General features: G+C 33.8%; 26 protein-coding genes. 16 read left to right on the top strand and 10 right to left on the bottom strand.

The genetic code is table 11. From position 1 onward, the window contains the following. Position 1 precedes the first annotated feature (1 nt). From ccoS to ACFSJT_RS11875, 6 genes are all read right to left on the bottom strand, one after another. Positions 2-196, bottom strand: coding sequence for a cbb3-type cytochrome oxidase assembly protein CcoS (gene ccoS / locus ACFSJT_RS11900; RefSeq protein ID WP_378320494.1), 195 nt, complete (start codon positions 194-196; stop codon positions 2-4). An 83-nt stretch (positions 197-279) separates the two neighbouring features. Beyond that, positions 280-1,611, bottom strand: a complete 1,332-nt coding sequence (locus ACFSJT_RS11895) for a porin family protein (RefSeq protein ID WP_378320493.1) — start codon at positions 1,609-1,611, stop codon at positions 280-282. Next, a complete protein-coding gene (locus tag ACFSJT_RS11890) occupies positions 1,608-2,948 on the bottom strand; it encodes a porin (protein WP_378320492.1) in 1,341 nt (446 codons plus the stop codon). Before ACFSJT_RS11890 ends, ACFSJT_RS11895 begins: the two co-directional genes overlap by 4 nt. A gap of 148 nt (positions 2,949-3,096) precedes the next feature. Continuing rightward, complete coding sequence (pckA, locus tag ACFSJT_RS11885) at positions 3,097-4,722, bottom strand: phosphoenolpyruvate carboxykinase (ATP) (protein ID WP_378320490.1); 1,626 nt, start codon at positions 4,720-4,722, stop codon at positions 3,097-3,099. Between the two features lie 31 nt (positions 4,723-4,753). Next, positions 4,754-6,592, bottom strand: a complete 1,839-nt coding sequence (locus ACFSJT_RS11880) for an SLC13 family permease (protein ID WP_378320489.1) — start codon at positions 6,590-6,592, stop codon at positions 4,754-4,756. Between the two features lie 96 nt (positions 6,593-6,688). Next, positions 6,689-7,474, bottom strand: coding sequence for a universal stress protein (locus tag ACFSJT_RS11875; RefSeq protein ID WP_378320487.1), 786 nt, complete (start codon positions 7,472-7,474; stop codon positions 6,689-6,691). Positions 7,475-7,654: 180 nt separating this feature from the next. Between ACFSJT_RS11875 and ACFSJT_RS11870 the strand changes: the two genes are divergently transcribed. Beyond that, on the top strand, positions 7,655-7,813 hold the full coding sequence (locus ACFSJT_RS11870; protein WP_378320486.1) for a hypothetical protein: 159 nt from the start codon (positions 7,655-7,657) through the stop codon (positions 7,811-7,813). 73 nt (positions 7,814-7,886) lie between these two features. On the opposite strand, the gene pdxH is transcribed toward ACFSJT_RS11870, so the two are convergent. The 3 genes from pdxH to ACFSJT_RS11855 form a co-directional block, all read right to left on the bottom strand. Continuing rightward, a complete protein-coding gene (gene pdxH / locus ACFSJT_RS11865; protein WP_378320485.1) occupies positions 7,887-8,492 on the bottom strand; it encodes a pyridoxamine 5'-phosphate oxidase in 606 nt (201 codons plus the stop codon). Then, a complete protein-coding gene (locus ACFSJT_RS11860; RefSeq protein ID WP_378320484.1) occupies positions 8,489-10,888 on the bottom strand; it encodes a heavy metal translocating P-type ATPase in 2,400 nt (799 codons plus the stop codon). Before ACFSJT_RS11860 ends, pdxH begins: the two co-directional genes overlap by 4 nt. A 100-nt stretch (positions 10,889-10,988) precedes the next feature. Next, on the bottom strand, positions 10,989-11,216 hold the full coding sequence (locus tag ACFSJT_RS11855) for a hypothetical protein (protein WP_378320483.1): 228 nt from the start codon (positions 11,214-11,216) through the stop codon (positions 10,989-10,991). A 139-nt stretch (positions 11,217-11,355) separates the two neighbouring features. Between ACFSJT_RS11855 and ACFSJT_RS11850 the strand changes: the two genes are divergently transcribed. The 15 genes from ACFSJT_RS11850 (at position 11,356) to ACFSJT_RS11780 (ending at position 22,790) form a co-directional block, all read left to right on the top strand. Beyond that, complete coding sequence (locus ACFSJT_RS11850; protein WP_378320482.1) at positions 11,356-12,204, top strand: universal stress protein; 849 nt, start codon at positions 11,356-11,358, stop codon at positions 12,202-12,204. A gap of 13 nt (positions 12,205-12,217) precedes the next feature. Next, entirely contained in the window at positions 12,218-13,069 is an 852-nt protein-coding gene (locus tag ACFSJT_RS11845) for a universal stress protein (RefSeq protein WP_378320481.1), read from the top strand. Between the two features lie 16 nt (positions 13,070-13,085). Beyond that, entirely contained in the window at positions 13,086-13,934 is an 849-nt protein-coding gene (locus ACFSJT_RS11840; RefSeq protein WP_378320480.1) for a universal stress protein, read from the top strand. Between the two features lie 66 nt (positions 13,935-14,000). Beyond that, entirely contained in the window at positions 14,001-14,492 is a 492-nt protein-coding gene (locus ACFSJT_RS11835; RefSeq protein WP_378320479.1) for a universal stress protein, read from the top strand. 19 nt (positions 14,493-14,511) lie between these two features. Further along, entirely contained in the window at positions 14,512-15,360 is an 849-nt protein-coding gene (locus ACFSJT_RS11830; RefSeq protein ID WP_378320478.1) for a universal stress protein, read from the top strand. A 66-nt stretch (positions 15,361-15,426) separates the two neighbouring features. Then, positions 15,427-16,278, top strand: a complete 852-nt coding sequence (locus ACFSJT_RS11825; RefSeq protein ID WP_378320477.1) for a universal stress protein — start codon at positions 15,427-15,429, stop codon at positions 16,276-16,278. A gap of 11 nt (positions 16,279-16,289) precedes the next feature. Continuing rightward, on the top strand, positions 16,290-16,712 hold the full coding sequence (locus tag ACFSJT_RS11820; protein WP_378320475.1) for a hypothetical protein: 423 nt from the start codon (positions 16,290-16,292) through the stop codon (positions 16,710-16,712). Between the two features lie 98 nt (positions 16,713-16,810). Then, a complete protein-coding gene (locus ACFSJT_RS11815; RefSeq protein WP_378320474.1) occupies positions 16,811-17,653 on the top strand; it encodes an ATP cone domain-containing protein in 843 nt (280 codons plus the stop codon). A gap of 11 nt (positions 17,654-17,664) precedes the next feature. Next, positions 17,665-19,035: an MBL fold metallo-hydrolase RNA specificity domain-containing protein gene (locus tag ACFSJT_RS11810; RefSeq protein ID WP_378320473.1), complete on the top strand. Its 1,371-nt coding sequence runs from the start codon at positions 17,665-17,667 to the stop codon at positions 19,033-19,035. Positions 19,036-19,146: 111 nt separating this feature from the next. Beyond that, positions 19,147-19,569: a hypothetical protein gene (locus ACFSJT_RS11805; protein WP_378320472.1), complete on the top strand. Its 423-nt coding sequence runs from the start codon at positions 19,147-19,149 to the stop codon at positions 19,567-19,569. 96 nt (positions 19,570-19,665) lie between these two features. Continuing rightward, positions 19,666-20,109 carry an Hsp20/alpha crystallin family protein gene (locus ACFSJT_RS11800; protein WP_378320471.1) on the top strand — a complete coding sequence of 148 codons (444 nt, stop codon included), beginning with the start codon at positions 19,666-19,668 and terminating at the stop codon, positions 20,107-20,109. Positions 20,110-20,174: 65 nt separating this feature from the next. Continuing rightward, entirely contained in the window at positions 20,175-20,618 is a 444-nt protein-coding gene (locus ACFSJT_RS11795; RefSeq protein WP_378320470.1) for a hypothetical protein, read from the top strand. A 6-nt stretch (positions 20,619-20,624) separates the two neighbouring features. Next, positions 20,625-21,128: a hypothetical protein gene (locus ACFSJT_RS11790; RefSeq protein WP_378320469.1), complete on the top strand. Its 504-nt coding sequence runs from the start codon at positions 20,625-20,627 to the stop codon at positions 21,126-21,128. An 11-nt stretch (positions 21,129-21,139) separates the two neighbouring features. After that, on the top strand, positions 21,140-21,805 hold the full coding sequence (locus ACFSJT_RS11785) for a hypothetical protein (protein WP_378320468.1): 666 nt from the start codon (positions 21,140-21,142) through the stop codon (positions 21,803-21,805). Then, the gene (locus tag ACFSJT_RS11780; RefSeq protein ID WP_378320467.1) at positions 21,786-22,790 is read left to right on the top strand and encodes a 2-hydroxyacid dehydrogenase; all 1,005 of its coding nucleotides are present in this window, start codon (positions 21,786-21,788) and stop codon (positions 22,788-22,790) included. The genes ACFSJT_RS11785 and ACFSJT_RS11780 overlap by 20 nt, the downstream gene beginning before the upstream one ends. Here the strand turns inward: ACFSJT_RS11780 and ACFSJT_RS11775 are convergent. Then, entirely contained in the window at positions 22,779-23,192 is a 414-nt protein-coding gene (locus ACFSJT_RS11775; protein ID WP_378320466.1) for a DUF6691 family protein, read from the bottom strand. The genes ACFSJT_RS11780 and ACFSJT_RS11775 overlap by 12 nt on opposite strands. Between the last annotated feature and the right edge of the window lie 2 nt (positions 23,193-23,194).

Genomic DNA, 23,194 nt, shown 5'->3' with positions numbered 1-23,194 from the left:
TTTAAGATTGTTTAGTTTTAGTGGGTATAGAAGATTTTTCTTTAGGTTCTTTGACAAGTTCGTCCTCAAAAAGCATTCGTATTGAAGGCGTATAAACATCGTCATATTGACCATTTCTTACCGAAAAGATAAATGCCACAAAAAAGATGATGGCAACAACAATACTAATAGTTAAGAGTACATAAATAACACCCATACTTGTTTTGATTATGCACCAAAAGTATGTGTGAACATTTTCTTAAAAAATGACATTTGTCAGGTTTTATTCCCAATTGGTAATTATTGAAGTTTAAACTGATACTGCAACACCAACATCCATTTACGTTTATCTACTTCTAGTCCATTTGTCGTGTCCAAATAGATAGGCCTATTTTGGGCGTTAAAGCTGAATTTAGATAAATGTCCGTTCAGATACCAGTTAATTCCCAAGTCATAATAAAATAAGGGATCTTCGAGTCGTTCAAAATCTGAATTTTGAAACATAATATAGGGTTGTAATTGTCCGTGGTTTTTTGATTTTCCCATAGGAGCAAAAAGATATCCCAATTGTGTAAGAAAAGTATCACCCGTTCCTAAACGAGGAAAAGTGTTTCCTCTTCCGTTAAAAGAACTCAAATTAGGATCTATACCATTGGCAGGATTATTGGCACCAATCTGTCTCAGGTAATTAGGGCCAAAATGATAATTGAAATATGCTATGTAGCCTGTAAAACTAGTTTTTTTGGATACCTTAATAGGAATATCGATAAATAGATCAGTTGCAAACAATAACATGTTGTGATATGATACGTTTCCCTGATCTAATGACCACAATGCATCCTGTTGCAGGTTGAAGCCAACGCCCAGATTGAAAACTTTTTTAGAACTTAAATAACTTCCCACATGCGAGAATGTTCTATTACTTTCCTGATCAAAGAATTCATATTTTAAGTATCCTGCATACTTTAAATTGGGTTTGTTATCTGTAATTCTAGCTATTCCTTCAGTTGGATTAGGATCAAAAGATCTGCTGTTTTGAGCAGTGAATGGTTTTGCAACTACAAAGCGATAATCAAATTTATTGATCTTTCCTTTAACATAGATACTAAGTTTTCGAGTGAGATCGTCTGTTTCATTTAAGGTAGGAAGTGCCACAAAAGGCAGATCATATGTCATTTGCTTCGAACTGTTGGGAGATGTATAACGTGATAAACCATCCCAGGCAGATTTACCACCCCCAACCGAAAACTCACGCGAAAAATTATATTCTGCATATACATCTAAAAGATCTATTGAGGTTCCTCTGGGAGAAAGGTAATTAAGGTTATTCACTCCCAATTGTATAAAAGCAAATAATTTGTCTGATGGTTTTAGTTGAAAAGCTAATCTAAACCTTCTTATAGAAAGATCTTTCGTAAGGTCTTCGGGTTTGTCATTTACCAAAGTGCCTGGATTATTTTCGGTGATTCTACCCCAAAACTGAACAAAGGTACTTAGTTTTGCCCAATGTGTTTTTTCAGTATTCAAATGGTAAATAAGAGGGCTATTCTTTTCTTGATTTTGGGCGAAGCCAGAAAAAGAAATTATCAAAACACATAGAACTAAGTTGTATTTTAAAATAAAATCTCTCATTCTAAACGAATTATGTATTGTAGGATAGCCATCCATTTTCTATCATCGAATTCGATACCGTTAATTGTTTCTGTAAATACAGGACGATTCTGGAAGTTAAGAGAGAGTTTGGACAAATGCCCGTTGAACAACCAATTAAGTCCTAGGTCATAATATATCATTGGATCTTCCAGTTGTTCAAAATCTGAATATTGAATTGAAAAATAAGACTGCAACTGACTTTTTTTGTCAGGTTTTCCCATATAAGAGAATAGATATCCTGCTTGTACGAAAAAAGAATCTCCTGTCCCTACAACCGGAAATGCATTTCCTGGTCCGTTAAAAGAACTTTCTATAGGATCTAAAGAAGTTGCAGGGTTATTAGCTCCAATATTCTTGAGGTAATTTGGACCAAAATCATAGTTGAAATATCCTGTATAGAAGGTAAGTACCGTATTCTTTTTAGGATTGATGGGTTGATCAAGAAAGAAATCAATTGCCCAAAGTTTCATATCACTAAAAGTAACTTCACCATTTTCTAGATACCATAAAGCATCGGGCTGATATTCTATTCCTGCTCCAACATTTAGAACAGATTTTTTGCCCAAGTAGGTTCCATCAGAAAAAGGAATTTTGTTAGATTCCCGATCTTTAAATTCCCACTTGACATATCCCGAATACGAGCCCCCTGATCCTTGATCTGTAAATTTGGCAATATGCTCCTGAGGGGTTTCATCAAAGTCTTCACTGTTTCTAGCAGAAAAAGGTTTGGAAACTACTAGTCTATAATCAAGTTTTCCTAACTTTCCTTTGGTATATAAACTTAGTTTTCTAATCAAGTCATTGGTCTCATCATTGGTGGGTAACGCCAGAAATAAGAGATCATAGGACAGAAGTTTAGAAGTATTAGGAGCCGAGTATCTCGACAAACCTGTCCAGGCTGTTTTTCCTGCTCCGATGCTTAGTTGCGGAAAAAGGTCATACTCTATATAAGCATCCAGCAAATCTAAAGAAGTTCCTCTAGGGGATAGATAGTTTAGATTATTAATTCCTAACTGAGTGTAGGCAAATAGTTTTTCGGTGATTTGGCTTTGAACGGCCAGTCGAAATCTTCTAATAGAAATATCGGTTGTAGTGTTTTGTATTTCTTCTGAAATAATACTACCGGGATTATTTTCGTTTACTCTGGCCCATAGTTGAAGATAGGTATGAAGACCAATCCACCTGGTATTTTTTTCGTTGAGAGACCATTTTAGTGGTTTGTTCCCGAAAGGATTTTCTCCTTCTTGTGCAATAGATGATTGTAAAAAAAATAAGTTGAATCCTATGAGTATAGGGATTATAGTTTTATAGTTCATGAATCAAAATGATGCCTGGTTAGGCCCGTAGTTTTGTCGGAAAACAATTGAAAGTCAAACGGGTTTCATACCGCCATTTTGAGTACCCTGAAGATTCAAGGCACTCTTTTGGCAGTATTTAAATTAGTGTTTAAGTGTTAGCGTTTTATTATACATGCTCTCCTAAATGATGATGCTCATCAATTAATGGTCCGCCTTCAATAATTTGTTGAGAAGCTTGATTGGCAAACTTTTCAAAGTTAAGATGGAAAGAATGAGCCAATTGAATTGCTTTACTAACATAAGCACCTTTTTGTAACCAGGTGTTCATCGGATCGAGAATTTCTGAAGGTACACCCGGGCAATATTCTGGCATAAATAATCCAAAAATAGGATGTTGTTCATAATTAACCTTGTTTAATTTTCCTTCAAGGATAGCAGATATCATTGCCCTGGTGTGTCTTAGTCTAATACGAGAGCCTACCCCATAAGGTCCACCGCTCCAACCGGTATTGATTAACCAAACATTCACGTTTGCCTCCTCCATTTTTTTACTTAACATCTCTGCATATACTGTTGGGTGCAATGGCATGAAGGGCTCTCCAAAACATGCAGAAAATGAAGGAACTGGCTCTGTAATTCCGGCTTCTGTTCCAGCTACCTTAGCTGTGTATCCTGAAATAAAATGATAAGCAGCCTGACCAGGTGTTAATTTTGATACCGGTGGTAGCACTCCAAATGCATCACAAGTTAAGAAGAAGATGTTTTTGGGGTTTTTAGCGTATGATGGTTGCTGAATATTATCAATATGATATATAGGATAGCTTACTCGGGTATTTTGAGTAATACTACTATCTTCAAAATCTACTTCACCATTTTCTTTGAAGACTACATTTTCTAGAATAGCACCTGGTTTGATAGCTCTATAGATATCGGGTTCTTTTTCTTCGGTAAGATCAATAACCTTTGCATAGCAACCTCCTTCAAAATTAAAGATCGTATTTTCTGCTGTCCATCCGTGTTCATCATCTCCAATAAGTTTACGATCCGGATCTGCAGATAAGGTAGTTTTACCTGTACCTGACAATCCAAAAAAGATAGCTGTATCTCCGGCTTCACCAACATTTGCAGAGCAATGCATTGGTAACACATTTTTTTCTATGGGAAGGATTAAGTTTAATGCAGAGAAAATACCTTTTTTCATTTCTCCGGTATATGCCGAGCCTCCTACTAATGCAATCTTTTTAGTGAAGTTTAGAATAGAGAAGTTTCCTTGTCTGATTCCATAAGCAGCTGGATCTTTTGCTTCATATCCTGGAGCACAAAGTACCAGCCATTCTTCCTTAAAGTTTTCTAATTCAGAATTTTCCAAACGCAAGAACATATTATAAATGAACATATTTGACCAAGGATACTCCGTGATAGTACGTACATTCATCTTATACTCTGGATCTGCACATACGTAAGCATCTCTTACATAAAGTTCTTTTCCGGATAAGTAATTAATAATTTCATCTTGAAGTAGGTCAAACTTATCAGGATCAATAGGTTTGTTGGTTTTACCCCACCAGACCTTGTCTTTGGTATACTCATCTTTTACTAAGAAACGATCTTTTGGAGACCTTCCTGTAAACTTGCCTGTATTAATAGCCAAGGTTCCGTTAGGAGTCTCTCGCCCCATTTTTTTTTCGATTGTAATTTCCTGAAGTTTTTCAGGAGAGAGATTATAATGAACTGTTGTATTTTTCAGTCCATATTTCTCAAGGTTTACATTTGTTTTTAAAAGGTTTTCCATTTTTAATAATTTTAATTTTTAATACTGTTGGTTAAAAGGGCCAAATAATTGGCACCAGGAAAAGGGTCATTGCAAAAAATAGTAATAGTAGTGGGGCACCCACTTTTACATAATCCAAGAATTTATAACCTCCGGCCGACAATACCATAGCGTTGGTAGTAGTGCCTACTGGAGTAAGAAATGCTGTCGAAGCGCTAATTGCTACTGTGATCATAACGGGTTTAGGAGAAATGCCTAAACTAGTGGCTGCCAAAATTGCAATTGGCGCCATTAGTACAGCAGTAGCAGAGTTATTGATTGTTTGACTAAAAGCAGTAGTTAATAAGAAAATACCTCCTAATAAAGCTAGTGGATGAATAGCTCCTAAATAGGTAACCAGATTGTCTGCAGCAATTTGTGCTGCACCTGTTTTTTGCAATGCTATTCCCATAGGGATCATACCCGCTATCATAACAACACTTGTCCAGCTTATTCCTTTATAGGCTTTTGAAATTGGCACACAGCCGGTTATCAATATAATTCCTGCACAGACTAAAGCAGCTATTGCCCCAGGGACAATCTTGAATACCAATAAAAGAATCATTAATAACAAGGTTCCTAATGCTATAAATGACTTTGGGGTAAGATTTTCCACATTCCTGGCCATTCCTTCGGGGCTTCCGCAAATTACCAGATTTTCATACATTTCCTGAAGGTCACCAATATTATGCCACGCACCTCTGATCAGGAAAGCATCTCCAGCTTTTACAGTTATTTCTTTGTCTTGAAGAGGTTCATTGTTTCTAGACGCTCCCAAAAGCTGAATATCAAATCTCTCAAAATAATTACCGATTTTAATTTTTCTATCTACAAACAGTGATTTTGGAGTTACAATAACTTCGGCCATTCCTACTTCCTGATTAATCAGGTTGTTTTTTAGTTCTTCCTCAATAGGATCCAATCTCCATAATCCTAACCTAAAATCGATCATAATTTTATTAATAGCTTCTGTTCCTCCTTTTACTGTAATAATATCATGATACATAAACTCTGTTTCTTCTTTTGGAAATTCTATAAAAGCAGGTGTTCTTTTTAACATGTTAGGATGTCTTCGTTTTAATCGAATAATAGAAATGTTATACTTGTTTTCAAAATCCCAGTCTTTAATTTTGGTTCCTATTAACGGAGATATGGATCGAACACGAAGTCTATAATAATTATGATCTACTCGGTATGCTTTAATCCATTTGTGGAGTTCTGAATCTATATTAACAGGTCTATTTCTGGTTTTATATTCGGGTAGTAATTTGTAACCGAAATACCTAAAATAGACTATTGAGATAATTAATAATGGCAATCCAATTAAACCAAACTCAAAAAATGAAAAACCGTCAAACCCTTGTTCGATAAGAGCATTACTTGCTATAATATTGGGAGGAGTTCCTGTTAAGGTAAGTAATCCTCCTGTATTAGAACCAAAAGCAACAGGCATTAATAATTTGGAAGGCAAGGTTCCTATATTCCAAGCTGCAGAAATAGTCACAGGGAGTAGCGTAGCAACAGTTCCAGTATTACTTACAAAACCAGATAATACTCCTGATCCTAATGTTACAATCACCAGCAATTTAGGAACACTTTTACCAGCCCATTCGATAAATTTATTACCAGCCATAGCGGTCCATCCTGTTTGTGAAAGACCTTCTCCTATTATAAAAAGCGCAGCGATCATAATTACTGTCGAATTACTAAAACCGCTAAAGGTTTCTGAGATATCTAAAATACCAGTAAGGTATAAACTAAGCATTGATAATAAGGCTACTACATCTGGTGGGTATTTCCCCCAAATAAATAACCCTATGGTTATCCCAAAAATAATTAACATGATATACATTCGATATCTCTTTTGAAGTTTAATTAAGATGGTTCTTTAGATGAGAATCATCTTAATTTAATTGATTAATTTTTCGAAAAAGTTTCTTGTTTCAGCTCAATCAATCGTTAAAAGAGGTACTTCTGTATGGAGTGTTAATAATTTTGTTAGTCTACCTTCTGAAGGTTTATCTTTTTTAGCATGAATTCTTGGTAAAATAGCCAAGAGATCAATTTCTTTATCGTTAATATAGGTAAAGATGCCTTTTTCAATATCTTCATTTTCCTGAAAAGTATGGTGCGAGTAGAAGTTTTCCAGATAGTATTCCAGAATATTTTCATTCTTTTCATCTATTTCTGAATAGCCATATGTTCCCTTTTCGTTACAAATCGTAAGCACATGTACTTCGGCATGAAATCTTCTTGCAATATCCAGAAGTATTTCTAAGACTGAAGTGTCATCGATTTCATTTTTTCCTAATACTAAAGCTATTTTTTTAATGGCAAACTCTTTAGAGCTTTCTGGAATTGCAATTACAGGACAGTCTGCTTCTAATACCAGTTTAGAAGTGTTGGTCATTGTTGTTTCTTCTTGAGAACCTTTGGTTCCCATAATAATCAGGTCAGCCTGGTGCTCATTTTGAATTTCTAAGATGTTGTCAATCAAATCTCCCGATTTTATAACCCAATCTATAGTACCTCTAAAAACGGGGAAGTCCTTTTTAACTCTTTCTATACTGCTTTCTATTTCACTTTCAATAGAAGTATCTTTAGATTGATAAACATGAGTTAGAAGAATTTTAATGGTCTTGTCGCCGCCGGCAAAATTGATTGCATATTCAAGAGCATTTGTGGTGGTGGTGGTAGAATCAAAAGGGACAAGAATTTTGGTGATCTCTTTCATAATGTGAGTTTTTAATTGTAGGCAAATGTGGTGATACCTAAATTGTTGGTTTTCTTAATATAAAAGTACAAAGTTTGACTTATTCCTGTCGCGATAAAATGATATTTATCATCTTTTCTTTTTAATTTCTTTATGAACTTTGTTTGTACTCTATATTTAACTCATTAAGCCAAAAAAATCATGAAAATCAGTTCTGGTAAACTTAATTTAAGAAGAAAATTACTAATTGCCTTGATCATAGTATGTTTGGGAATTGCCCTCTCTTATTTATTTAAAAATGAAGGAATAGTGCGATTAATATTGAAGGCTTTTTCTCCATATCCCGAAAGTCAGTTATAATAAATTTTAGAAACTTGGTTTCCAATATTTTTTCCAGATGTTAGATGAGATCAATAAAGTTATCGTTGTTATTTCATTTCAAAATGAATGTAATATTCTTTGACCATTCATAATTTGGTTGCAGCTTATATGTAATAACTTTGTTGAAACCCATTAGAGCTTCATGCTCTATAAATTTCATTATAAAAGGTTTAACAATATAACCCCCCCAATATTCTGGTTTTGGGATCGATTTGTTTTTAAATTTGTTTTTAAAATCTTCCAAACGATCCTCGAGTATTTTACGCGAAGGAATAATTGCACTTTGGTTAGAGGCCCATGCACTCAATTTACTTCCTTTGGGTCTGGATTCAAAATACCCCTCGGATAAATTATTAGGTATTTTTTCTGCTTTTCCCATAATAGAGACTTCCCGCTTTGATGCTATCCAGTTAAAAGAGATAGAGACCTTATTATTTTTAGTAATCGCCATTCCTTTTTCGCTATTATAATTCGTAAAAAAGATAAAACCTTCCCAGGTAAATCGTTTTAATAAAACAATTCTACTTTTTGGAAATCCATCTAGCCCTATTGTCGAAAGCTGCATGGCATTGGCTTCATCTTCGGGATGCGCGGTTTCCACTTCGTGAAACCATTTCTGAAAATGTTCTACGGGGTTATGATCTTTTGAACTACTCATTTTTTAGAGGTCAATTTTCTACTGGAAATATTGGTAAGTACAGTGACATATAGTACTATTGAAATAGAACTTAGCGGCATCAATATGGCCGCTATTATAGGAGATAACTGCCCGGTAACGGCATAGTACAGACCAATTAAATTATATAAAAATGACAAGACAAAACTTGATTTAATAATCTTTATGACATTTTTTGAAATTTTAAGATACTTGGTGATATTCTCAAATTGGGAAGCATCTAAAATTGCATCACAAGCAGGAGAAAATACATTTACATTTTCTGAAATCGCAATACCTACATCACTTTGCGCCAAAGCGCCTGCATCATTTAACCCATCGCCAACCATAATTACCTGCTGTTGATGTTGCTGTAATGAATGGATATAATTGAGTTTGTCGTCGGGTTTTTGATTGAACAATAGCTTTATGTTTTTTGGCAACAATTGTCGAAGATATGCTTTTTCGCCTTCATTATCCCCAGATAAAATAAATAGGTTATAGGTTTTTGATAAGGTTTTAAATACTTTTTTAATGCCTTTTCTATATTGATTATGAAAAATATATTGTCCTTTGTACTTATTATTCGCACTTATATGTACTGCTGTATTCAGGGTTTCTGAATGATGATCCTTTCCTACAAAACCGGGAGAACCTATTTTAATTGTATTTTGTGCAGATTTACCTTCAATTCCTTTTCCGGTATGCTCCTGAAATTCATCTAAAGTATAAATATTGTGCCCGGCCAGGATTTTGTAGAGCGATCTGCTTAATGGATGATTCGACGCCCTAAGCGTATTTTTAAGCAAAGATTCTTCATCTACAGATAATTGCAATCCTTGATATTCAATACTGCTTTTTTGGTCGGTAGTTATGGTGCCGGTTTTATCAAAAATTATAGTATCAGCCTTTGCTAATTGTTCAATCACATCAGAATTCTTAAGATAAAATTTTCTTTTCCCGAAGATTCTAAGAATATTTCCCAGTGCAAAAGGTCTTGCCAAGGCTAATGCACAAGGGCAAGCAATAATAAGCACTGCTGTAAATACATTGATAGCTTTTGTTGCATCTGTAAATAGCCAGAACATGGTTGCTACAATGGCGATACATAAAATAGCGATCGTAAAATATTGACTTATTACATCGGTTAAGTTGGTGAAAGATGCAGATTTGTCCTTATTAAAAACATCATTACTCCATAACTGAGTGAGGTAACTTTGTTCTACAGGTTTTAAGGCTTCAATTTCAATAGCTCCCGATAATTGTCTTCCACCTGCAAACAGTTTTTCACCAGAGGTTTTGGCAACCGATTCACTTTCGCCGGTAACAAAACTATAGTCGATTTGGGCATTACCTTCAATTAAAATAGCATCTACAGGAATTAATTCTTCATTTCTAATTAATAGTCGGTCTCCTTGTTTAATATCATAAACCTGTATATTTTCTTCAGTTCTTTTTTTCTTTTGTTTTACCTTGGCAATTCTAGTAACTGCAATAGGGAAATAGGATTTGTAATCTCTTTCAAATGATAAAAATGAATAGGTTTTCTGTTGAAAAAACTTTCCTAAAAGAAGAAAGAAAACAAGCCCGGTCAAACTGTCAAAAAAACCAGTTCCTAAATCAAAAATTATCTCGGTTGTGCTTCTAATAAACAGTACCAGAATCCCTAAAGCGATAGGCACATCTATATTCAACAATTTGGATCGCAATCCTTTGTAAGCAGAAACAAAGTAGTCTTGAGCTGCATACAATACAACGGGCAATGAAAATGCAAACATGAGCCATCTAAAAACATGCTTATATTGTTCTAACCAATATTCTTTTACCTCAAAATATTCGGGAAAGGATAAAAACATGACGTTACCAAAAGCAAAACCTGCAATACCCAGTTTGTAGATCAGACTTCGATTAATTTGTGTCGCCTTTGCACTGTAATCATCAAGACTGATATATGGCTCATATCCAATTGCACTTAAAAGTGTAACAGCTTCTTTAAGAGAAAGCAGTTCTTTATTAAAAGTTATCCTCACAGTTTTCTTAGGGAAATTTACTTGTGAGGCCGAAATCGCAGACTGAAGCTTATGAAGATTCTCTAAAATCCAAATGCATGAACTGCAATGTATATGAGGAATATAAAGAGTAATAATTTGAGTGTTCCCGTCATCGAATTCTACTAATCTTTCAATAATATTAGGAGTATCGAGATAATCGTATTTTCCTTCAATCGTTTCAGGAATGGCTCCAGGAGCAGATTGTAAGTCATAATAACAGGATAAATCATTACTCGAAAAAATATCATATACCGTTTTACAACCATTGCAACAAAATGCTTTTTGATCAAAGTTTATAATTGTTTTGCCGCAGTCATTTCCGCAGTGAAAACAAGTTGACTCTATCATAGACTCATTGTTTTGCTACAAAATTGAAAAAGTAAACCCTAATGGGATATGATAATTATCATATAATTGATTTGATTAAAGAAAAGATATTGATGAGGAGCTATTCATCATCATTTTTAACAGAATGGTCCTGATAAAAGTCTTTAAATGTTTTATGGGTTATATACTTATCCCGAAGTACTTTATACACCATGATAATGACCATAATTTGACCAAAACAGGTGAGATAAAAGACCCAGCCAAAATTAACATTCATTACAACCATGATTGTAATTAACAGTAATATTACCGAGGTTAAAAAAACCATAGGCATAGCAGAAATTTTCATTTTTTTTATTTTAAGGTAGTGATTTTTTGTTTTAAATACTCTTAACAATTCGCCAAAATCAAATAGTAGGTGACAAAAATCATAGTTTCTGCTATGGTCATTATATAGTTTTGATTAGAACCTTTTCAAGCACTTTTTAATGAGAAAGATATTGATACCGACAGATTTTTCAGAAAACGCAATGAATGCGATTCGCTATGCTGTAGAGCTTTTTAAGTATGAGCGCAGCGACTTTTTTATTATACATGCCTATGCAGATGAAATATACGATCATAATACATTGGTATCTAGAGAGATTTTTGATGAATTAAAAAATACTGTACAAAAGAACTCTAATAAGGAATTAGGCAAAATACTTAATGAAATTAATACTATATCTCCTAATCCAAGACATACATATCAAACGTTATCTCTATTTGGAACTCTTATAGACGAAGCCAACGATTTAGTGGATAAAGAAAATATTGATATTTTGATTATGGGTACGAGGGGTAAAACAGATGACAGAAATCTTACTTTCGGAAGCAATACCTTACAGGTGCTTAAGTATGTAAAATGCCCTGTTTTGGCTATCCCAAATGGTTATTCTTATCATCAACCAAAAAATATTCTTTTTCCAACAGATTATCTGTTACCTTTTAAACGTAGAGAATTAAAGTTATTAAGCACACTTACCAAAAGTTTTAGGTCGACTATTAATTTTTTACACATCACAAAATTCAAAACACTTTCAATTAGACAAGAAGATAATAAAGCATTTTTAGAAGAATCATTATCCGATGCTGAACTCAAATTTCATAGAATAGAAGCAAAGGACCTTACCAAGGCGATCAACGAATTTATAGAGATCAACAAAATAGATTTTTTGGTAATGGTGAACTCAAGGCACTCTTATCTTGAGAGTATATTATATCAATCCACTATCGATAAAATTGGGTTGCATATTAAGATTCCATTTTTAACGATGCAGAATTTACAACGATACTAAAAAAAATAATACAATGAAACGAATTTTATTACCCACAGATTTTTCAGACAATGCATACAACGCAATTAGATATGCTATGCATTTTTTTAAGAATGATAAAGTCACTTTTTATTTGCTGAACACTTTTACCCCGGTTTCCTATCATGCAGGGTATCTTATAGAGAATCCAACAATGTATGGAATGGAAGATGTGGCAATGATAAATTCAAAAAGAGATATAGAACGAACAGAAGAAAAGATCAAAAAAGAATTCAATAATCCAAAACACGAATTTGTAAGATTATCCTCTTTTAATACCCTGGTTGGTGAAATCAAAGATGTTATTGAAAGATATGATATCGACTTAATCGTTATGGGGACAAAAGGAGCTACCGGGGCCAAAGAAGTTTTTATAGGCACGCATACAATGTATACTATAAAAAAAGTGAAGTGCCCTGTTATTGCAATTCCTTCTGGTTTTGAGTATGAAGAGCCAAAAGATATTTTATTTCCTACCGATTATAACTTTAGTAAAAGCAATCAATACCTGCCGCTTGTAAAAGAAATATGTGATGTCCATGTGTGTAGGTTAAATATTTTAAATGCCTATTATGGAGTACCCTTAAATGAAGATCAAAAGGAAATAAAAGGTTTTTTGGATGAATATTTTAAAGGAAATGCCCATGTTTTTCATATCGAAGAAGGCGTTGATGTATTAGAGGCCGTAGAAGAATTTCAGAAAAAATATAAAATCAATTTATTGATAATGATCCATAATAAGCATTCGTTTTTTGAAAATCTTTTGTTCAAACCTGTCATCAATCAAATTGCATATCATACTAATATTCCTTTTTTAGTGATTCCTTCAGAAAAACGAATCCAGTAATTAAAAACATAGAAAAATGAAGCGAATATTGATCCCAACCGATTTTTCAGCCAATGCATGGAACACCATATTGTATGCTATGGAATTATTTAAAAATATACCTTGTGAGTTTCATGTTTTAAATACTTATGAAGTAAAACCTGTGCAACTTATTAGCACGGTAAGCTCAAAACGAGTAGGACACTATTATGATGCGGTTAGGATAAAATCAGAAGAAGGTTTAGAAATGATATTAGATGATATTCGTAATTCTAAACCAAGTGCTGAGCATATATTCAAGACTATTTCACAATCGGGTTCATTGGTCAAAATAGTACAGGAAATCACTGCAGATAGTCATTTTGATATGCTTATAATCGGAACTAAAGGGGCTACGGGAGCAAAAGAAATTTTCTTAGGGAGCAATACTCATAGAATAATCAAGAGTGTTCATAATTGTCCAATTCTTGTAGTGCCAGATGAAGCCTTTTTTGAAGATATTTCTAAAATCGCTTTTGCAACTAATTTTGAAAGAATATACTATAGATCAGAGGTAGTACCGATATTGAATCTTGCCAAACATCAAGATGCTACAATTAGAATGATACATGTCTACGACAAGCCAGAGTTAGAAAAAGTACAGCGCTATAATTCTAGTTCTCTTGAGCATTATTTTAAAGGTGTAACCTACGATTTTCATGTTATTCGCGATTTTTCTAATATAGAAAAAGCGATCCAGGCATTTATAGAAGAACTTGAGATTGACATACTGGCAATGATTAATTACGAACATAGTTTTATAGAACGATTAACTCGAGAAGCAGTCATAAAAAAACTGACATTTCACACAACCATTCCCTTTTTGGTGATTCCTTCTGATAACTGAGAATTGTCATAGAATTTCTCGTGTTTTGGGAATAGTTTTATGTTTTTAATTTATAAAACATATATCATGAAACGTATACTTGTTCCTACTGACTTTTCAGACAATGCATACAACGCACTTTATTATGCAACCCGCTTGTTTAAAAATGAGTCTTGCCTGTTTTATATTCTTCATACTTCTGAAGTAGAAGCGCCTATTTTAACCAGTATTATTGATAACTCTTACTCAGATCAACAAATAAGTCGAGAGCCCCATGAAAAATTAATGGAAACATTCCATTCTATTGTTAGGGATACAGAAGACTTTGATCATACTTTTGAGACAATTTCAGGAACTAATAAACTACTGGAAACTATTGAAGAAACAGTAAAAGATAAAGGTGTCGATTTAATAGTTATGGGAACGAAAGGGGCTACCGGAGCCAAAGGTTTTTTTATAGGAAGCAATACTTCTAATATTATTCAAAGGATAAAGTGTTGCCCTGTGTTGGCCGTTCCCGATGAGTTTAATTTTGAAGACTGTGCTGCGGTCTCGTTTTCTGACCAAAATTCAAGATAAAAAAATAAAATTCTAAGAGATGAAACGTATACTTGTTCCTACAGATTTTTCTAGTAATGCTTATAGTGCGCTCTTTTATGCAACTCGGTTGTTTCAAAATGAGTCTTGTGAATTTTTTATCCTAAACACGTTTGATGTTGACACTCCCGTTTTGACCAGCAGGATTGATACGAGTAAAGGAGATCTTTTGTACCAGCAATTAAGCAATGAGTCTCAGGAGAGACTTACAGAAACCTTACATTCCATAGTAAGAGATACAGAAGACTTTAACCATACTTTTGAGACCATATCGGTTTCCAAAAAACTAACAGAAACCATTAATAAAACGATAAAGAGCAAAGACATAGATCTTGTGATTATGGGCACCAAAGGGGTTAGTGGTATTAAGGATGTGTTTATGGGAAGTAACACTGTTAAAGTTATTAAAAAGATCAAAAATTGTGCAGTACTTGCTGTTCCTGATGAATTTGATTTTGAGGAACCTATCGAAATTGCTTTTGCTACAGATTTTAGACGGTTTTATAGCCAGGATGAATTAGAACCATTAATGAAAATGGCATCATTATTTAATTCTAATATTAGAATTATGCATATCCATGAGGAAGAGAAGTTAGATGAAGTACAGGAGCATAATTTTAAGAAACTTAAAGAACATCTAAAAGATTATAACTACAGTATGCACTGGGTATCAAGATTTGATCAAAAAGCTGAAGTGATCAAAGCATTTATAGATAAGATGAATATCAACATGCTGGTTATGCTACGTTATAGGCATAGTCTTATAGAAAGTGTTACGCGCGAACCTGTAGTTAAAAAAATAGGATTTGAAGCGGCCATACCCTTTTTAGTAATTCCAACAGCCAGCTGATAATTATCATAGTTTTCAGAAGGCCATACCCATAAATTTATAGCGTAAACCTTAAACACCTAAGTGATGAAAAAGAAAATCTTGCTACCTACAGATTTTTCAAAAAATGCATGGAACGCCATTGAATATGCCATAGAATTATATAAAAATGAAACTTGTGATTTTTACATACTTAATGCTTTTAATGCTACGGGGTATGCTCTAGAAAGTATGATGGTGCCAGAGCCTGGAGAGAAACTGTTTGAAGAAGCCAAAGAAAAATCAGAACAAGGATTATCCAAGATTCTTGAACGATTATCTTTTAAGGACGAATATCCTAATCATAAATTTTATATGGTTTCTCAATTTAATAGCCTCTTGGAAGCCATTAAGGATGTCGTAGACAAACAGGACATACAGTTGATCATAATGGGAACAAAAGGTTCAACAGATGCGATAGATGTAGTTTTTGGTAGCAACACAGTTCTGGTTATGGAAAAATCGAGAAGCTGCCCTGTGATGGCGATACCAGAAGATGCAGTTTATAAAGATTTGCAAGAAATTGTATTCCCTACAGATTACAAATTGAACTTTAAGCAACGAGAACTTCAAGATATTATAGAAGTGGCAAAAATAAGCGATGCATCAATTCGTATTTTACATGCATCAGATGGTGATGCCCTTGATGAAGATCAAGAAAATAACAAAAAGTTGCTTCAGGAGTATTTTGAAGGACTAAAATATTCATTTCATACGCTGTACAATCTGGATGCCTCTTCTGCAGTACGTTGTTTTGTAGAGAGTAGAGAAAGTGATATGATTGCTTTTTTTAATAGAAAGCATAGCTTTTTTGGTAGTATATTTTCAAGACCAATGATAAAAAGTTTAGGAAGGTATGCCAAAGTTCCCGTGTTAGCATTGCATGATTTAAGAAACTAAAATATTAGAATATGAAGAATATAGGAGTCTGGATGGACAAAGAAAAAGCTCATATTATTACAGTAAAAGACGATGGTGAGGATATAGTAACGATTCAATCAGGTATTGAAAATTTTCGTATACATGGCGGATCAGGAACACGATTTAAAGGGGGACCACAAGATGTGGTTCAGGATAGTAAATATTTGGAACGCGAAAAAAATCAGTTTAAAGCTTATTTTACAGAAATAATCCCCTTAATAAAAGACGCCGATAAAGTAGTCATTTTTGGACCTGCCGAAGCAGGTGAAAAATTTAATAGGGAGTTAAAAGAAAACCATAAAAGTATCTCTAATAAGATTGAGGGTGTTTTTAAGGCAGATAGTATGACCGATAATCAAACAAAAGCTTTTGTGAGAGATTATTTCAAAAAGCATAAACAGAATATAACATAATTTTGATTATTATATTCTATAATTTTTTCTAGTTAAGTTTTGAACAGACGACTCAGCCTGGTATGGGTTGAGTCGTCTTGTTGTTGAAACATACGTATATGAAAAACCAAGATTTTGATATTATTAAGTCTTCTGGTGAAAGAGTAAAATTTTCCCTTCATAAACTTCGTAATTCTTTAAAACGAAGTGGCGCAGATGATCCCGCAATCGAACATATTCTCGATACAGTTCGGGATGAATTATACCAAGGAATTTCTACAAAAGAGATCTACAATCGGGCTTTTGCGTTACTTAAAAAGAGAAAATCAGTTTTTGCCTCAAAATATAAACTTAAAAAAGCTATTTATGAGCTTGGACCAACAGGCTTTCCTTTTGAACGTTTTGTGGGAGCAGTATTGCAATATTCTGGTTACAATACAGTAGTAGGTCAAATTGTAAAAGGTAAATGTGTACCTCATGAGGTCGATGTCGTTGCCAGAAAGAATAGTGAATATTTGGTTGTCGAATGTAAATTTCATGGAGAAGAAGGACGCAAGTGCAATGTAAAAGTTCCACTTTACATCCATTCGAGATATCAGGACATTATAACTCTTAATCGAGATCAAAACAACGGTAGAATGATTCCTGATGAGGGTTGGGTAGTAACCAATACCCGTTTCACCAAAGATGCAATTCAATTTGGTGAATGTGCAGGATTGTATTTACTTAGTTGGGACCACCCAAAAGAAAATGGACTGAAAGATAGGATTGATCGCTTAGGGTTATATCCAATAACAGTTTCAACGCTATTAATAAATCGTGAAAAACAATTTCTATTAAGTCGGGATATTGTGTTGTGCAAACAGTTACTGGATGATGTTTTTTATTTGGATCACCTTGGGGTTTCAGAACAACGTAAACAGAAAATCCTAAATGAAATCAAAATGTTATGTAATATATAAAAATAGCGGTCATGCCTACAATTAAAATCTATTTTCTTGGTGCTGCAGGCACTGTAACCGGGTCAAAATTTTACATAGAGACACCTCAAAAAAACGTATTAATTGATTGTGGGATGTTTCAAGGATTAAAAGAGTTACGTGAGTTAAATTGGAAAAACCTTCCTATTAATGCAGAAGACATTGATGTCGTTTTACTTACCCATGGGCATCTGGATCATACAGGTTATCTCCCCAGACTGGTAAAACAAGGATTTACAGGAGAGATAATAGGGACCACACCTACTCTTGCTATTACAGAAATTATTTTAAGAGATAGTGCAAAAATACATGAAGAAGAAGCCGAAAGAGCAAATAAAGAAGGGTATTCAAGACATGATCCGGCATTACCGTTTTATACCGAAAAAGATGCTGAAAGAACTATTCAGCATTTTAAAAGCAAACAGAAAGATGTTTGGATTTCTCTTTCGCGAGACATTCAATATAGGTTTCAGTATAATGGTCATATTATTGGTGCTACTTATATAGAAGTAAATCTATATGGTAAAGTATTTGTATTCTCGGGTGATATAGGAAGAAACGATGATTTATTACTTCGAGCTCCTAATAGGCCAAGGTGGGCAGATTATCTTTTTGTAGAGAGTACCTATGGTAATAAACTACACCCAGAAGAAGATATAGAAGAGAAACTAATCGAACTTATTACTACAACGCTCTATGAAAAAGGTACATTGATTATTCCTTCGTTTGCTGTAGAAAGACTTCAAACCTTAATGTTTTTATTATGGAAACTGTATCAAAAAAACAGGATACCTAATATCCCGATATTTGTAGACAGTCCAATGGGTAACAACGTGCTATCAGTTTTTGAGCTTTTTCCCGATTGGCATAAATTACCCTTAAATGAATATCATGCAATATGTAATCATATCAATATTGTAACTTCATACCGAGAAACCTGGGAGGTAATTGATAACCCCAGACCAAAAATTGTGATTGCAGGAAGCGGCATGGTAACAGGAGGAAGGGTGCTCACCTATCTAAAACAGTTGGTGGATAATCCTGTAACTTCTGTAGTTTTAGTTGGTTATCAGGCAGAAGGAACCAGGGGCAGATTACTTCAGGAGGGCGCTCATGAGATTAAACTATTTGGTAAATATTATCCGGTAAGTGCCAAAATACATCAAATAGAAAGCTTGTCTGCTCATGCAGATCAAAAAGAATTATTAGATTGGATGAGCGAGATCAAAAATATTCCGGAAAAAGTATTTCTGATACATGGTGAAGCTACCGCGGCCGATACATTACGAGTTAAAATACAAGATACCTATCAATGGAGGGTTTATATTCCCAAATTGTATGAATCGATTGAGATCCTACTTTGATAAAAAGCAACAGTTTCTTAATTATTTCATAAAGATTTAATAACCTGATAATTATCATTTCCATTTCTATTGCATTTCAGTACATTATTCTCAAGCTTTAAAACCTAAAAAATGAAGACTACTATAAAACCTACGTCTGAAAAACAGTTGAAAGAAATTCACCTAGACGCTCTAGAATGGAAATCAAGCCTGTACTTTATTGAAGGAGAAATTCAATTTATTAATCAATTACTTAATTCATATGTGTTCGAACCTACTACACCTAATCTTTTTGAACGATTACAGGAGTACAAAGAACAACTCAAAAAAGTTGAAGAACAAATAGAAAGCCTACATAAAAGTATCAGAAAACATGAAAGCCAACTGGGCGGGATGCTTGAATGTGATACAATTTCCTGCGATCACGATTATTATCAGGAGCATGAATCATTAAAAATTACCTATAGCAAGTTCTATAAAAACTTCAGAGAATTAAAATCTAAAGTCTTTGGATATGCGGGTGGAATCCTGAAGAAGAAAAAGGAGAAAAGTTAAAAATATACAAACTGATAATTATCATTTTTATAAAGTGTTGCCCAGACTAACTTTAAGACACTTAAAATCAATTAATAACATCAAAAACGTAAAAACATGTCACTAATTAAATTTAACAAGAGCAGATTTCCTTGGTTCAACGACAGGATTGCTACATGGTTGGACACAGATGATTTTTTTGCAGATGATTTTTTTGTAAGGGATAGAAATCTTCCTGCAATGAATGTCAAAGAACATAAGGATGACTTTGAAATTGAACTCGCCGTACCTGGCTTTTCAAAAAAGGATATTGAAGTAACAATGGAAAATGATATGCTTCATATTCGAGCAAAAAGCAGCAAGGAAGAAGTAGAAGAAGATGAAGAATATACGCGTAGAGAATTTAACTATAACTCGTTTGATAGAATGTTACAGTTACCTACTAGTGTAGATCAAAATGAAAAGGTTAAAGCTAAATATAAAGACGGGATTCTTACACTTAATCTTATTAAAAAAGAAGAGGCTAAAGAACCACCAAAAAGAATAATTGATATTGCTTAACCTTAACAAAGGCAGAAAAAAATGGGGGTTTTATTTTCTGCCTTTTTTATTAAAATATTAAAATTATGAAATCAAAAAAACCAAATGTAAAATATGTAGAATGGCGAAGCCCTGAAGAATTACATGAGGCATCGTTACATTGGATATCCGAGCTTAAATTTATCAAAGATGAGCAACATTTTTTAGATGAACTTATAGAAGATAATACATTACAACTTATATCGGGGGAAACTTTTGAGAAAAGTAAGCAAGTAGTGAATGATTTATCTAAAAAAAGAAAAGTTTTAGAACCTTTGCTTAAGAAAATTATCAACCACTACAATGAGCTCACGATATTGGTCGATGGAGTTGATCAGCCGGCAGAAGAAAAAGAATACAAAGAACATCATCGAGAGTTACTCGTTGAGGTAAGCGAATATCTTAATGAATATAAAGAAGTTAAAAGAAAAATTTTTGAGTTGATCAAAACAATTATGAAGCAAAGCAAACAAAAACGATTATTAAATTAGAATATTTTGGTAAAACGTGTTCTAAAGATAGTTGTCATTTCTATAGTAATACTATTTGCAGGATTTTGGGTGTGGTATGAGTACAGGTATTCTATGGATACGGTAATACCTTTTGAGGTAAACAGCCCTAAGTTACAAACCAAAGTTCTGATTGCATCACAAGGGAGTAGATTTAAAGATTCATTAGTTCAAGGGATCCTAAGGCATTACCAAAAAGATACTATCTATTTCAAGGTTATTGATGTATACACGATGTTTACGGTAAACATTGATAAGTGGGATGCCTTGGTTATCATTAATTCCTGGGAGTATGGAAGCCCTCCTCGAAATGTTAAAAAATTCATTAAAAATCATCCAGATCAATTAGATAAACTCATTATCCTTTCTACTGTTGGGAGTAGTAATATTGCATTAAAAGATGTCGATGTAATATCTGGAGAATCTATTATAGAAAAAACACCCAAGTACACCAGTATTGTAGTAGAAAGATTAGATAAAATAATAAAATAAACTAAGAAAACATGAACAGATCATTTATATACTTGCTGCTTGTCGTAGGGCTATTTTTTAGTTGTACTTCTAGTGAGTTAGTCGAAAACTGGAAGAACCCTGATATCGACACCTTTGAAGCTCAAAAGGTTTTGGTCATAGGAATAACACCAGATGATGCTAATCGAAAAATATTCGAAAGAAAACTGGCTTCAGAGTTGAAAAAAAACGGGGTTAATTCAGTAAGAAGTATGGATTTCTTTGAGAAAAATTTTACCACATCCCCAAAAACCGAAGATGAATTAATGGCTTTAGAAGAAAATCTAATAAAAGAAGGATTTGATGCTATTTTGCTTTCTAAAGTATTGGGAGTAGAAGACAAAGTTACTGTAGTTAAAGCCTATAGAAACCTGGATAAGACTTTCAAAAGTTTTCGAGATGATTATTATGAGAATCAGGAAATATATCACGATGAAGAGTATTATGAAGAATATCAAATTTTTCACGCAGAGTCATCTCTTTATTGCATTTGCCCTGATAAAGAAAGAGAGTTAATCTGGAAAGGATCGATAGATATTACAGAACCCGAAAACACCAAAAAAGCCATAAGCGATTATGTAAAAGTATTAATTTGGGCACTTAAAGGACAACAATTATTAATTTTAGAAGAACTACCCGATGAAGGTCTTGATATATAGTGCCAAGGATTTTGAAATTCCTTTTTTAGAAAAGGCAAACAACGAAGTACATCGAATAAAGTATATTCCTGAACGGCTTACAAGCAAAACAGCACGACTTGCTTTAGGTTTTGATGTGGTTTCAATTTTTTCTGCAGATGATGCTTCTTCCTCGGTATTGGAAAGACTAAAAGATTTTGGAGTAAACTATATCGCACTTCGTTCAACAGGTTATGACAACATTAATCTACCCAAGGCAAAAAAACTAGGATTCAAGGTGGCAAATTCAGCAGGATATTCACCACATGCCATTGCCGAACATGCTGTAGGGTTATTACTCGCCCTTAACCGAAAACTGGTACAATCAAGTATACAGGTAAAAGAGTATAATTTTTCTCTTAGCAACTTGGTTGGATTCGATATTAATAAAAAAACAACAGGCATTATTGGCACCGGAAGAATAGGAAGGGTTGTTGCTAAAATAATGCATGGATTTGGTTGTAACATATTGGCAAATGATATTAATGAAGATAATAATGTGAGGACAGAATATAATGCGATTTATACCAATTTGGAAAATATCTATGAGCAGTCTGATATCATATTTCTGTGTACGCCCTTAACCACCCAAACGCACCATATGATCAATATAAATGCAATTCAGAAGATGAAAAAGAATGCAATATTGATCAATATTGCAAGAGGAGCTATTGTGAAAACCGAAGATCTGATTAAGGCGTTAGAATTAAAAAGAATTGCTGGATATGGTACCGATGTATATGAACATGAAGAGGGTATTTTTTTCTATAATCATTCTAAAAATAAACCAGAAGACAAATGGTTACAAAAGTTAATAGATTTACCTAATGTATTTCTGACTCCTCATCAGGCTTTTGCTACACAAGAAGCATTAACAAATATTGCCGAAACCACATTTTACAATATTAACTGTTGGGAACAAGAGAAAGAAAGTAAAAATGAACTTACGTTAGAATTAGTGAGGTAGTTTATCCTTAAGTGCACCATAAAGAAAGGTTCCAAATATTGCCGAAACTATGACAATAAATATGGGAAGGTACCCTGCTCCCAAAAGCACAAACATTGGCCCTGGGCAAGCTCCCGCAAGAGCCCATCCTAATCCAAAAAGAATTCCACCAAATAAATATCTCTTAATACTTCTTGCCTTGGGGGGAATTACAACAGGTTCCCCATAAACAGATTTTATATTGTACTTTTTAATGAGCTGAACCAAAACGATCCCCAACGTAACTGCAGAACCAATGATTCCATACATATGAAAAGAACCAAACTTGAACATCTCATAAATCCTAAACCAGGAAGCAGCTTCAGATTTAAACAAAACAATCCCGAAAAAAATACCGATAACTAAATATATAATTGAACGCATAT

It is taken from the genome of Aquimarina celericrescens, from assembly GCF_042682765.1.
GTDB classification, from domain to species: domain Bacteria; phylum Bacteroidota; class Bacteroidia; order Flavobacteriales; family Flavobacteriaceae; genus Aquimarina; species Aquimarina celericrescens.
Note: the sequence above shows the minus strand (reverse complement) of the source record. Positions and strands in the feature narration are given on the sequence as shown.

Bases quoted from the DNA above. Each gene is read 5' to 3' on its own strand.
- ccoS (WP_378320494.1), bottom strand. From the start codon at position 196: ATGGGTGTTATTTATGTACTCTTAACTATTAGTATTGTTGTTGCCATC.
- ACFSJT_RS11895 (WP_378320493.1), bottom strand. From the start codon at position 1,611: ATGAGAGATTTTATTTTAAAATACAACTTAGTTCTATGTGTTTTGATA.
- ACFSJT_RS11890 (WP_378320492.1), bottom strand. From the start codon at position 2,948: ATGAACTATAAAACTATAATCCCTATACTCATAGGATTCAACTTATTT.
- pckA (WP_378320490.1), bottom strand. From the start codon at position 4,722: ATGGAAAACCTTTTAAAAACAAATGTAAACCTTGAGAAATATGGACTG.
- ACFSJT_RS11880 (WP_378320489.1), bottom strand. From the start codon at position 6,592: ATGTATATCATGTTAATTATTTTTGGGATAACCATAGGGTTATTTATT.
- ACFSJT_RS11875 (WP_378320487.1), bottom strand. From the start codon at position 7,474: ATGAAAGAGATCACCAAAATTCTTGTCCCTTTTGATTCTACCACCACC.
- ACFSJT_RS11870 (WP_378320486.1), top strand. From the start codon at position 7,655: ATGAAAATCAGTTCTGGTAAACTTAATTTAAGAAGAAAATTACTAATT.
- pdxH (WP_378320485.1), bottom strand. From the start codon at position 8,492: ATGAGTAGTTCAAAAGATCATAACCCCGTAGAACATTTTCAGAAATGG.
- ACFSJT_RS11860 (WP_378320484.1), bottom strand. From the start codon at position 10,888: ATGATAGAGTCAACTTGTTTTCACTGCGGAAATGACTGCGGCAAAACA.
- ACFSJT_RS11855 (WP_378320483.1), bottom strand. From the start codon at position 11,216: ATGAAAATTTCTGCTATGCCTATGGTTTTTTTAACCTCGGTAATATTA.
- ACFSJT_RS11850 (WP_378320482.1), top strand. From the start codon at position 11,356: ATGAGAAAGATATTGATACCGACAGATTTTTCAGAAAACGCAATGAAT.
- ACFSJT_RS11845 (WP_378320481.1), top strand. From the start codon at position 12,218: ATGAAACGAATTTTATTACCCACAGATTTTTCAGACAATGCATACAAC.
- ACFSJT_RS11840 (WP_378320480.1), top strand. From the start codon at position 13,086: ATGAAGCGAATATTGATCCCAACCGATTTTTCAGCCAATGCATGGAAC.
- ACFSJT_RS11835 (WP_378320479.1), top strand. From the start codon at position 14,001: ATGAAACGTATACTTGTTCCTACTGACTTTTCAGACAATGCATACAAC.
- ACFSJT_RS11830 (WP_378320478.1), top strand. From the start codon at position 14,512: ATGAAACGTATACTTGTTCCTACAGATTTTTCTAGTAATGCTTATAGT.
- ACFSJT_RS11825 (WP_378320477.1), top strand. From the start codon at position 15,427: ATGAAAAAGAAAATCTTGCTACCTACAGATTTTTCAAAAAATGCATGG.
- ACFSJT_RS11820 (WP_378320475.1), top strand. From the start codon at position 16,290: ATGAAGAATATAGGAGTCTGGATGGACAAAGAAAAAGCTCATATTATT.
- ACFSJT_RS11815 (WP_378320474.1), top strand. From the start codon at position 16,811: ATGAAAAACCAAGATTTTGATATTATTAAGTCTTCTGGTGAAAGAGTA.
- ACFSJT_RS11810 (WP_378320473.1), top strand. From the start codon at position 17,665: ATGCCTACAATTAAAATCTATTTTCTTGGTGCTGCAGGCACTGTAACC.
- ACFSJT_RS11805 (WP_378320472.1), top strand. From the start codon at position 19,147: ATGAAGACTACTATAAAACCTACGTCTGAAAAACAGTTGAAAGAAATT.
- ACFSJT_RS11800 (WP_378320471.1), top strand. From the start codon at position 19,666: ATGTCACTAATTAAATTTAACAAGAGCAGATTTCCTTGGTTCAACGAC.
- ACFSJT_RS11795 (WP_378320470.1), top strand. From the start codon at position 20,175: ATGAAATCAAAAAAACCAAATGTAAAATATGTAGAATGGCGAAGCCCT.
- ACFSJT_RS11785 (WP_378320468.1), top strand. From the start codon at position 21,140: ATGAACAGATCATTTATATACTTGCTGCTTGTCGTAGGGCTATTTTTT.
- ACFSJT_RS11780 (WP_378320467.1), top strand. From the start codon at position 21,786: ATGAAGGTCTTGATATATAGTGCCAAGGATTTTGAAATTCCTTTTTTA.
- ACFSJT_RS11775 (WP_378320466.1), bottom strand. From the start codon at position 23,192: ATGCGTTCAATTATATATTTAGTTATCGGTATTTTTTTCGGGATTGTT.